The organism is Amycolatopsis sp. NPDC003731 (genome assembly GCF_053586895.1).
Window position 1 is genome coordinate 19,525 of record NZ_JBSFNC010000111.1, and the last position, 11,033, is coordinate 30,557.

Genomic DNA, 11,033 nt, shown 5'->3' on the forward strand with positions numbered 1-11,033 from the left:
GCTCCTACTCCCCGTAGCCCGGCGTCACCTTGACGACCGCCTTGCCGTCCGGCCCGACCGTCGTGTTGACCGGAACGTACTTCACCGGCGGGTGGCCGTTGTGGATGGCGTTCCAGATCGACGTCCCGACCTCACCGCGGCCGTCGTAGGTCGCGTTCTCCGGCTTGCTGTTCTTCATGTTCGCGGCGACGTCCTTGAGGTACTCCGTGCTGCCCTGGTCCATCCGGTGGTCGTTGGGCCGCTGCGCGGGCGGCACCGGGTCACCGGTGTTCGGGTCGAACTTCTGCACGCGGCCGTGCATCGGGCCGCCGGTCAGCGTCGAACCGTTGCCCTTCGCCTCGACGACGTGCAGGGTCTTGCCGTCCCAGTAGGCGACGTCGGCGACGTTGTTGCCGTTGAAGGCGACCGCGTTCGGCCACGGCTCGCCCGGCTTGGTGCCGTACTTGCCCGCCGGCAGCGGATTGGCCTTCGTCGGCGTGATCATCTCGAGGTCGTCCTTGCCGGTGGTCTTCTTCAGGTAGTCGTGCGCCCCGGCCTCGCCGACGTCCTCGGACCGCTTGACCTTCGTCTTGCCCTCGTCGTCCTTCAGGCGCCTGCCGAGCGGGTTGTCCGGGTCGTCCTTCGGGAAGTTCTTGTACTTGTCGATCGCCGGGTCCTTGAGGTCGTCGTTGACGATGTCCCCGGGCTTGTAGTCCTTGCCGGTGTTGGGCTTCTTGTTCGAGCCGGACCCGGAGGCCTGCGTCGAGTCGTCCTCGGAGCGCTTGCGCTTCGGGACCCGGTCGTCCTTGACCTTCCCGCACGGCGACACCGTCGGCGCCAGGCCGAGCGGGTCGGCCGCGACGAGCGGGTTCGCCACGTACGCGACCGGGTTCGGCGCCGGGTCGAGGCCCAGCGGGTCCGGGCTGAGGTATCGGCCGGTCGCCGGGTCGTAGTAGCGGTAGACGTTGTAGTGCAGGCCGGTCTCAGCGTCGCGGTACTGACCGGGGAAGCGCAGCGGCGTGCCGCCCGGGTCCGCCAGGTCGGTGCCCCACAGGTCCGCCTGGCCGCGCCACAGCAGCGCCCCGGCCGCGTCGACGAGCTCGATCGGCGTGCCCACCTGGTCGGTGACGACGGTGGCCAGCCGCCCGGCGGCCACCTGCGCCAGGGGTTTGCCGTCGTCCGGGTGGTACTCCCAGGTGGTGACGCGCGGACCGGCCTGTTCCTCGACGAGGGTGGTGCCGTCCCAGGTGAACAGCACCTGCTCGGCCACCACCGGGGCGCCGCCCGGCCCGGCGACGAGCCGCTGCTTGGCGGTGCGCCGGCCGAGCGGGTCGTAGCGGTAGCGCCAGTGGCTGCCGTCCGGGGTGACGACGCCGGTGAGCCGGCCGAGGGCGCTCCAGGCGTACTGCCAGACCGCGCCCGAGGCGTCCCGGCGGGACACGAGCCGGCCGTGGGCGTCGTACTCGTAGGCCGCGGTGTCCGAGGCCGTCAGCCGGGTGCCGGTGTAGAACCGGCGTTCCCGGGCGGTGCCGGTGATGTTGCCCGCGCCGTCGTAGCGGTACTGCTCGGCGCGGTTCGGGCCGGTGACCGCGGTGACCCGGCCGGCGGCGTCGAGCTGGTAGCGCACCGGGCCGGTCGCGTCGTCGTCGACCCCGGCGAGCTCGCCGTCGGGCCGGTAGTCGTACCCACGGGCGTGCACCCGCCGGCCGGCGACCGTGACGGTCTGCCCGGTGAGGCGCTCCCCCGCGTAGGCCTGTTCGAGCACGACGTCACCGAAGACGCGCCGGGTTTCCGCCCCGCCGTCGTGCCCGAAGCGGATCGACTGGCCGGCGATTTCCAGCGCGACCGGGACGCCGTCCGGGTCGAAGCGCCACACGCTGTCCACTCCGGACGGTGTACGGCGGTGCACGACGTGGTTTTCGTCGTCGTAGCCGAAGGAAACGGTCCGGCCGTCGACGGTGTGGGCGAGGACGCGGCCGGAGTCGTCGCGCTCGATGTCCACCCGGGACTCGGCGTTCGCCGCGGTGGCGAGCCGGCCGACCGGGTCGTGGGCGAACGTCGTGAGCTCGTCGGCCGTGCGGCGGGAGACCACGTTGCCGAGCACGTCGTAGCCGTACTCGACGACCAGGCCGCCGGATTCCGAGCGCACCAGCCGGCCCGCGGCGTCGTGGGTGTAGCGGGTCACGCGGCCGTCGAAGTCGGACTCGGCGGCCAGGCGCCCGGCCGGGTCGTAGCTGTAGTGCCAGGTCAGCCCGGCCGGGTTGGTCACCGCGACCAGGCGCAGCTCGGTGTCGTAGGAGTAGGCCGTCCGCGCGCCGGTCGGGTCGGTGACCGCGGTCAGCAGGTCGAACGGGCCGTACTCGCGGGCTTCGGCCTGGCCGAGCAGACCGGTGTGGCCGAGTTCGTTGCCCTGCCGGTCGTAGCGCCACACCTCCTGCGCGCCGGACGGCGTCGTCCGGGCCAGCAGCTTCCCTTCGACGCTCCAGCGCACCGCGGACCGCCCGCCCGCGGCGTCGACGACGGCCTTCGGGCGGCCGAACAGGTCGGTGCCGTCGCCGCGCTCGCGCACCCGCTCGCCCGTGGCCGCGGCGGGCTCTTCGGCGACGGGCGCCGTCTCGTCCGTGCCGTCGGCGATGCCGAGCAGCGTCGTGTACGGGTCGGGTGCGCGGCCGGCCGGGTAGTGGCGGCGCCAGACGCGGCCGGCGGCCTCGACCGCGATGTCGAGGGCGCCGTCGAGGTGCCGGGTGACGGCGACGCGGCTGCCGTCGGGCCGCACGACCGCCCGCAGTGCGCCGGCCTCGTCGTGCTCGAACAGCGTCGTGTGGCCGAGCGGGTCGGTCCGGCTCCGCATCCGGTCGTAGCGGTCCCAGGTGTAGCCGGTGACCGCGCCGAGCGGGTCGACGTCCCGCACGAGCTGGCCGAGCTCGTTGAAGTGGTGCTCGCTGGTGTGGCCGAGCGAGTCGGTGAACCGGGTGACCCGCTGCGCGCTGTCGTAGGCGAACCGGCCGTCGAGGAACCCGCCGTCCCCGACGGTGACCACGCAGCGCCCGCCGGCGTCGTAGACGTAGCGGTACCAGACGCCGTTGCGGTCGTGCCAGCCGGTGATCCGGCCGGCGTCGTCGTACTCGAACCGGACCGGGGTCTCCGACGAGTCGACCACCGCGACCAGCCGGCCGCGCGGGTCGTAGTCGTAACGGACCGCGCGGACGCGGTAGCCGGTGTCGCCGTCGACGACGTCCACCGCCACCACGCGGCCGCGGTCGGTGGTGAGCGCCACCTCGTAGCCCGCCGAGTGCGTCACGCGCGAGGGCTCACCGGAGGGCGTGTAGGCGCACTCGATGACGGCACCGGTGGCGTCTTCGACGCGGTCCAGGGGCTGCAGCGCGGCGCCGCGGCCGGGCAGCGGCGCGAAGGTGAGCGTCCGCCGGGCCAGGGGGTCGTGCAGCGTGTAGCCGGTCGCCGTGCGGGTCAGCGGCCGCCGCGGGCCTTCCAGCGGCAGCACCGCGACCCCGGGTTCGGCGTGCGGGTAGACCAGGACCAGGCCGTCGGCGGAGAAATAGCAGACGTGCTCGTCGTCGAGCTCCAGCCGCTGGTCCACAGTGGACGTCCAGGTGGGACCGAACCACTGCCCGGCCCGGTAGGACGAGATGTGCGTCCGGTCGAGCACGAGCGGGAGCGGGTCCGGCAGTTCGAGGTCGCGCTGCTCCAGGATGACGTCGCCGTTGGCGACGTCGACCGGGTCGGACTTGCAGACCCGGTCGTCCGGGCCGACGCCGCGGTCGCGCGGGTTGTCCGGCTTGTTCGAGCCGCCCTTGCCGCTGTCGCCCTTGCCCCCGCCCGACGGCGTGGTCGAGCCACCGCCCGGAGAGGAATCCGGGCCCTTCGGGTTGTCGTCGGGGCCTTTGGAGCCCGGCGGCGGGTCGGTCTTCGGTGGCGGGTCGCCTTTGGCGCCGGAAGTGCTGGTGCCGTCGCCCTTCGCCCCCGAGGTCGTGGTGCCGTCGCCGTCGCCTTTACCCTTGGGGCCGCCGATGTCCTTCGGCCCGCTCTTGATGTCGGTGTGCTTGGGCGGTGGCGCGGTCTTGCCCGGCTTGATCTTCCGCAGCGCTTTCGCCGCGTCTGAGAACAGGTCCCCGGCGCGTTTGAGCAGCGGAACCAGCGCCTTCAACGCCGTCACCAGCCGCTTCACCAGGTCGGCGATCTTCGACGCCGTCTTGGCGACGGCGTTGATCACCTGCGGCACGACCCAGGTCATGCCGATGCCGAGGGTGAACAGCACCTGCAGCGCCCAGCTGATCAGGTGCCCCACCAGCTCCGCGATGATATCCCGCACCAGCGCCCGGACCGCGGCCACGACCTCACCGGCCGTCTTGACCCCGCTGGAAGCGCCTTCGCAGCCCTTCTGCGCGGTCTCCAGCAGCGTCACCGTGTCCTGCGCCCGCTGCCGGTAGGTGTCGGCCGCGGCACCGGTCCAGGACACGGTGTCGGCCTTGACCATGCCGGTCAGGTCCTCGCCGACGCTGCCCAGCTCGGTCGCGATGTTCTTCCACGTCTCCGACTGCGCGGCGATCTCATCGGCGTTGCCGGTGAGGCCGTTGAGCGCTTCCTTGAGCGGCCCGACGTGTTCCATCAGCCAGCCGACCCCGGCGGCCAGGATCGCCCCGAACGGGTCCATCGCCATCGACAGCGCGTCCAGCGCCGTCCCGACCGAACCCAGCGCGACCGACGCCCAGTCCCCGCTCTCGATGGCCGACTTCAGATCGTTCGCCGACTCCAGCAGCGAAATGCCCGAATACGCCTTGGTGGAATCCTTCGTCTCCGCGACCAGCGGATTCACCACGGATTGTTGTCCTCGTCGTCGGAAGTGGCAGGCCGCCGCTGCGGCTGCGGGGCACCGGGGGCGGGCGGGGTCGCCGCGCCACCCGCGGGGGCCGGGGGCACCGGCGCGGGCGGGGTGGGCGGCTGCTCGTCCGGTTCGTCCGGGTCGGGGAACCGGCCCCGCAGGTTGTCGAGCAGCAGGCCACGGGTTTCGCGGTCTTCGTCGCCGAGCTGCTCGGCCATCACCCCGGCGACGCGGTCGGCGATGCCGGACTGCGCCCGGCGCATGGTCGTCAGGATCTGCCGCGAGAGCTCTTCGAGGGGGAACGACTTGACCTTGTTCGAGAACGTCAGGTCGGTGACGGTGCCGTCCGCGCCGACGGTCACGCTGACCGCGCCGTCGGAACTGGTCGCGGTCAGCCGCAGCCGTTCGGTCTGCTCCTGCGCCGCCTGGTACCGCTGCGCCTTCGCGGCGAACCCGGCCGCCCAGTCGTCCATCCGGCGGATCGTCTCGTCGGGGTCCCGCATGAGGTCCCCCAGTCCGTTCGGACCCGTCATGCGTTGGACCTCGCTTCCACTGCGCGCGGCGAAGCCGCGAGCTGACGCTCGAACGGCTGCGCGTTGGCTTCTTCGCCTTCCCGGTAGGACTTCGCGGCCGCCGTGACGTTGTCCGCCAGCCCGCGCACGCCTTCCGCGGACGCGGTCAGCGCGTCCTTCGCCTCCTCGTTGGTCGGCCGGATGATCGGCGGGAGGAAGGCGCACAGCAGCCCGTAGGCGTGGTCGGACATCGCCGTGTCGGCCGCCGAGCTCGCCGTGTTGAGCCGGTCCACCAGGCTCTCGACGTGACTCGCGTGCGCGACCAGGTCGTCCGGTTCGACCTCGAAACCGGGAGCCGTCACGGGCGTCACTTCCAATCCTGGTTCTTCCAGTCGCCGATCACCGGCGGTGCGACCGCCTGCTCGCCCGCGAAGAAGTTCGGGTCGTCGCTTTCGAGGTAGTCGGCTGCCTTGTGTTCCTTGTCGTCTTCCTTCTTGCCCCCGCGGCCGGCCCCCATGCCGCCCATGCCCGGGGAGCCCGCGGCACCGGCCGCACCGCGGCCCGACATCGCGTTGCGCGCCGCCGCCGCTTCGGCTTCCGCGGCCGCGCCGGACGCGGCACCGCCGCTGAGGTTGCCGGCACCGCGCAGGCCCGCACCACCGGCGCCGGACCCACCGGCCCCGGAGCCGCCGATCCCGCCGAGCGAGCCACCGCCGCCACCGCCGCCGCCGGGGATGCCGCCGAGCCGGCTGGCGATGCTCTCGCCGTTGATGCCACCACCGCGGCCGATGGTCGGCATCTTCGCCCCGCCGGGGGTGTTGAGGCCGCCGGTGCCGGTGGGCAGCCCGGTGAGCGGGTCGATGCCGGGCGGGGTGAACCCGGGGATCGAGCCGCCGCCGCGGACGGTCCCGCCGCCCCCCGAGACGTCCGGGATGTTCGGGATCGACGGCGGCGTGAACCCGCTGCCGCCACCGGCGCCCCCGCCGCCCGGGATGCCGGAGGGCGTGAAGCCGGAGGACGTCGTCGAGTCGTCGAAGTGCGGCAGCGACGAGCCGGGGATGCCGGCACCGCTGAAGTTGCCGCCGCCGGGGCCGTTCGGGGCCTCGAAGTTCGGCGGGGTGAAGCCCGCGCCACCGGAGCCGCCCGCACCGCTGCCACCGCCGGGGATGCCGGCGCCGGAGAAGCCCGAGCCGCCACCGCCGGGGATGCCACTGCCTGAATTGCCACTGCCGTCGCCGCCCGCACCCGGGATGCCACTGCCGGAGAAGCCGGACCCTCCGGCGCCGCTGCCGTCGCCCGGGATGCCCGCGCCCGCGGCCCCACCGGCGCCGAGGCCGGCGGCGTTCACGTCGGCCGGGGTGCCTGCGGCATCGGGGAGCCGCCGGCTTCCCGCCAGCAGCGGCTGGACGTCACCGCCCGCCCCGGCGCCGCCCCGCGCGACGACGTTCTGCCTGGTCGCGGTCGCGGTCGGCAGCTTCGGCGGGGCCGGGAACCGCGGGGTGGCGACGGCGGCGCCGATGGTCTCGTCGTACTGCGTCATGATCTGCGCGGCGTGGTCCCGCGCGGCCTGCTGCGCCCGGTAGGTCTGCATGGCCTCGCCCGCGGCCGCCGCGTACTGGATCGGGTCGGTCATCGACATCAGGCGCTGGTTGGTCGACTGCAGGTCGAACTGGACCGGCGGGTTCGCGACCATCTGCCGCTGGGTTTCGTTGAGCGCCTGGGAGTGGATTTCCTGCTGCCGCCCGGCGAGCGTGGCGCCCTGCGCGGTCGCGCCGAGCCACTTGCCGACACCGGCGAGGTGCTCGCGGACGGCGTCACCGGCGTCGCCCTGCCAGTTGTTCGTGCTGGCGTTGATCGCGTCGGCCAGCGTCTTCTGGTGCGTGCCGAGGTCGTTGCCGACCCGGACCCACTCCTCCGAGGTTTCCGCGACGGTCGCCGGGTTGGCGTCCTGCGTGATGGCCTCGTTCATCTGCTCGTGGCTGGCGTTGTTCCACAGGGTGCGCGGCGCCCCGCCGTTCTCCCGCATGGTGAGGCCCTCGTCGAGGCCGTGCTTGGCGTCGTTGAGGTGCTGCTGGTAGAGCTCCTGGATCTTCTTGTCGCGCAGCACCGGGTCGACGACCGGGCCGAGCCAGCCGGCCCGGATCTCGTCGTCGATCTGCTTCGTGGCCATCTCGCGGATCTCGTCGCCCGAGGGCGACTTGTCCGTGGTCAGCGGCCCGACGTAGTACTTCGACGACGAATCGGCGGTCACGTCGTAGAGCGGACTGCGCGGGTCGTAGTCCGGCGACGACGGGTCCGAGACGGACTCGGCGGTGGGTGCCACGGTCTCCCTCAGCTCTGGTCGGCGGTCGGGAGCGAGGTCAGCGTCGTGCGCGTGGTCTCTTCCCGGGACTTGTAGTTCTTCTTGGCCAGCTTGATGGCTTCGATGTAGGTCGGGAACTCCTGCCGCGCGGCCTGCAGCTGGGTGACCAGGCCGTGCTCGTCGGCGGCGGTGCTGACCATGTGCGCGGACACCCACTGCCCGGTGGCGGTGCGGCTCATCGCGGGCGCGTCGTGCAGCCGCTGCAGGTTGGCCCACCGCTGCTCGAGCGACTCGAGCACGCCTTCGAGGGCCTCGATCAGCTGGTTGCCGGTGGTGTCGTCGATGGCGAAGCCACCGGTCTGCGCCAGCCGCTTGAGCTGCGCCCCGGCGAGCCCGACCCGCACGGCGGCCATGGCCTTCGCCTCGGGGGTGGCCGCGCTCTGCATCTGCATGGTGGCCTGGATGGCCTGGGCCGCCGCGGCGGTCTCTTCCGTGGTCATGACTGCTCCTCCCCGATCAGTAGACGGCCGCGATGGCGTCGCGGATGGCGCGCGCGAGATCGGCCCGCCCGGCGGGCACGTAGTCCGCGGTGAGTTCCCCGCCGTCGCCGGTCCGGGTGTGCACGAGGTACCGGCCATCGGCGGTGTCGAGCCAGCTCAGCGGCTCGCTGGCGACGCGTTCCCCGCGCCGCCCCTGGGCGCTGACGGCAATGTGCCCCCCACCCAGCCGAGGTTCGGCCAGCACCCGTTCGAGCACGGCGACATCGGACGGTTTCGGAGCCGGCGGCCGCCGCCCGGGCCGCACGACGGCCTTGACCTCGATCATGCCGAAGGCATCGGTCTCTTCTTCGTCGAACTCGGCGTCGGCGATCCGCTTGGCGGTCATGGCGGAGACCTCCCGCCCGGCGGCCCGGTGCACGGTGTGCCGCCCGGTGCTGGCGGCGGGAGCCGGCGGAAGCACCCCGGTGACGACCTCGACGAGGTCTTCGTCGGCGAACAGCGAGAACAGCAGTTCATCGGTGTCGGCGGACTGCGTGATCCCGAGCGCCTGGGCACCATCGCTGACGACGAGGACGGCCACATCGGCCCCCAGCCCATCGATCCCGCTGACGGCCACGGAGATCCGCGGTTCGGCAAGCAGTTCGAAGGCGGTCCGCACGCCGGGGTGCAGCTCACCGGAGACGGACAGACGCCGCTCCTCGAGCTCGTCGTAGACCTGCCGGGCAATGTGCACGAACCGCACGGGATCGGACGGCAGGTTCCCGGCCCGGAGCGGGTACCGCCGGACATCGCCCCCGGTAGCCCGCCCGACGACGAGTGCTTCGAAGACCTCGAGGACGAACTCGAACCGCTCCGCCATTTCCCCTCGCCGGATCCTTTTCGTCAAACCTTCAAGCAAGTTCCCTGATGAACATTAGCAGTGCGGCTGCGGTGGGGGTCGCGACCGCCACCCGGATGCCCGAAAGACCACGCTCCGCTGGCCCGGGCGGGCAAGGGGATGTCGCCCGATGGAGTGGTGGGGCGCTCGTTCGGGGGCCGGGCTGCTGGCGGGTTGCTCGGCCGCGGAGGGCGGCCGGACGGTGGCGAGCTCGGGCGGCGAGCAGCGAGGGCGGCGATTTGCGCTGGCAGGGGCTGTGCTTTCCGGCCGCAGTGGCGGGATGGTCGGTCCGATCGGGGATACCGCTGGGTGGGACAGAGGATGGAGCGCCCGACGCCGAGCGCGGCGAGGCCGAGCCGAGCTCCGGCACGGTTTGGGCACGGCGGCACGACGGCACGACGGCACGACGGCACGACGGCAGGGAAGGTCGCGCAACGCTGGGCCGAAGTCGCGCCGGCGACGAGACCGCGCGCGATGGAGAGAGGTCGCGCGACGGCGGGCGCGGTCGCACGGCGACGGCGAGCTCGCGCGGCCGAGGTTGCACGGCGGCGGGGCGAGGTTGCGCGGGGTGCAAAGTTCGCGCGCGACGGTGGGTGAGGCTGCACGGCGGCGCGGGTGAGCTGCACGGTGGCGGGCCAAGTTTGCACGGCAGCGGAGGAAAGGTCGCGCGCCACGGCGGACGGGATTGTGCGGCGATGGGCGAACTGTGCAGCGACGGAGCGAGATCGCGCGGCGACGGGCGAACTGTGCAGCGACGGAGCGAGATCGCGCGGCGACGAGGCGAGGTTCTGCGGCGATGGGCGAGGCTGCACGGCAATAGGGCGAGATTGCGCGGCAATGGGGCGCAGGTGCGCGGCGATGGGCAAGGCTGCGCGGGGCGACGGGGCGAGATTTCACCGCCACGGAGAAAGTCCGCGCGACGATGGAGCGAAATTGCGCGGCCGTGGGGCGAGGTTGCACTGCAGCGGGCGAGTTTGCGCGGCGATGGGCGTGGCTGTGCGGCGATGGGGTGCAGGTGCGCGGCGAGCTTGCGGGTCGGGGTCGTGGGTGTAGGCCCGTAGCCGTGTGGCTGCGGGCCTTTCCCTTGTTCGGTTGGCTCAGGCTGCGAATGGCAGCGGTTCGTGGAGGTTGTTGCGCCGGGGTTTTCGGCGCCGGTCCAGGAAGATCGGTGGAAGGAATTCGGGAAGACCATCGGCGGCGATGCGGACCTCCCAGCCTGAGCGGTGCAGCAGCCGGTGGTGGTGGGCGCACATCAACACCAGGTTGTTGAGGTTGGTGGGGCCGCCGTCGGCCCAATGTCGGATGTGGTGGCCTTGGCAGTGCCGGGGTGGGCGGTGGCAGCCGGGGAACGCGCAGCCTCGGTCGCGTAGGAACAGCGCTCGGCGGAGTCCGGCGGAGATGAGGCGGCGGAGGCGACCCAGGTTGAGCGGTTCGCTCTTCGCACCCAGCACCGCCGGAATGACCATGGCGTCGCAAGCGTGCACCCGGGCTTCGGCGGCGGTCATGGTCCCGGTGTCGCCGAGGGTCGCGGTGCCGGTGCCGGACTGCAGGTCGGTGAGGGAGACCGCGACCATGACGTGGGCCCGTTCCCCGGCCTGCATCGGCAAATCCGGGGAATTCAAGGCCAGGTCGACCGCGTCGGAGAAGGCATCGCCGTAGCGCTGCGGCATCGCGCGGTGGTCGGGGCCGTCGTCGCCGGTGCGGCGTTCGGCCAGGGCGTCGAGCAGGGCGCTGGCGCGGGTGCCGGTCTCGTCGTCGAACTTGCCGTTGAGTTCCCAGGTTCCGGATCTTCGGCGGCGCAGGAACAGTTCCCGGGTAGGAGTCGAAGGTTCGGTGTCGTCGGGTTCGGCGCCATCAGGGTTGAGGTGGGCGAGGATCCGGGCACCGAGAACCGCCACCTGCTTGTACCCGGCCTCAGCCGCGAACGCCAACAGATCAGCCTCGACGCGGTCACGATGCTCAGGCGGAACCTCCGCCAGCACCCCGGTAATCGTGTCGATCATCGGAGCACTCAGCGACCCAG

General features: G+C 72.5%; 7 protein-coding genes. All 7 read right to left on the reverse strand.

What is annotated here, in order from left to right; translation table 11 throughout:
• Positions 1 to 4: 4 nt before the first annotated feature.
• Positions 5 to 4,816: a DUF6531 domain-containing protein gene (locus ACWDN5_RS33895; RefSeq protein WP_449679159.1), complete on the reverse strand. Its 4,812-nt coding sequence runs from the start codon at positions 4,814 to 4,816 to the stop codon at positions 5 to 7.
• Entirely contained in the window at positions 4,810 to 5,352 is a 543-nt protein-coding gene (locus ACWDN5_RS33900) for a YbaB/EbfC family nucleoid-associated protein (RefSeq protein WP_449679160.1), read from the reverse strand. Before ACWDN5_RS33900 ends, ACWDN5_RS33895 begins: the two co-directional genes overlap by 7 nt.
• On the reverse strand, positions 5,349 to 5,693 hold the full coding sequence (locus tag ACWDN5_RS33905; RefSeq protein ID WP_310970611.1) for a type VII secretion target: 345 nt from the start codon (positions 5,691 to 5,693) through the stop codon (positions 5,349 to 5,351). The genes ACWDN5_RS33900 and ACWDN5_RS33905 overlap by 4 nt, the downstream gene beginning before the upstream one ends.
• A 5-nt stretch (positions 5,694 to 5,698) precedes the next feature.
• Positions 5,699 to 7,654, reverse strand: coding sequence for a hypothetical protein (locus ACWDN5_RS33910; protein ID WP_449679161.1), 1,956 nt, complete (start codon positions 7,652 to 7,654; stop codon positions 5,699 to 5,701).
• A gap of 8 nt (positions 7,655 to 7,662) precedes the next feature.
• The gene (locus tag ACWDN5_RS33915) at positions 7,663 to 8,133 is read right to left on the reverse strand and encodes a hypothetical protein (protein ID WP_310970509.1); all 471 of its coding nucleotides are present in this window, start codon (positions 8,131 to 8,133) and stop codon (positions 7,663 to 7,665) included.
• A 16-nt stretch (positions 8,134 to 8,149) separates the two neighbouring features.
• Positions 8,150 to 8,992: an ESX secretion-associated protein EspG gene (locus ACWDN5_RS33920; protein ID WP_449679162.1), complete on the reverse strand. Its 843-nt coding sequence runs from the start codon at positions 8,990 to 8,992 to the stop codon at positions 8,150 to 8,152.
• A gap of 1,115 nt (positions 8,993 to 10,107) precedes the next feature.
• The coding region (locus tag ACWDN5_RS33925) for a DUF222 domain-containing protein (protein ID WP_449679163.1) at positions 10,108 to 11,033 on the reverse strand (926 nt) is incomplete at its 5' end.

Excerpts from the sequence above, each read along its gene's own strand:
- ACWDN5_RS33915 (WP_310970509.1), bottom strand. The coding sequence starts at position 8,133 with ATGACCACGGAAGAGACCGCCGCGGCGGCCCAGGCCATCCAGGCCACC.
- ACWDN5_RS33920 (WP_449679162.1), bottom strand. The coding sequence starts at position 8,992 with ATGGCGGAGCGGTTCGAGTTCGTCCTCGAGGTCTTCGAAGCACTCGTC.
- ACWDN5_RS33900 (WP_449679160.1), bottom strand. The coding sequence starts at position 5,352 with ATGACGGGTCCGAACGGACTGGGGGACCTCATGCGGGACCCCGACGAG.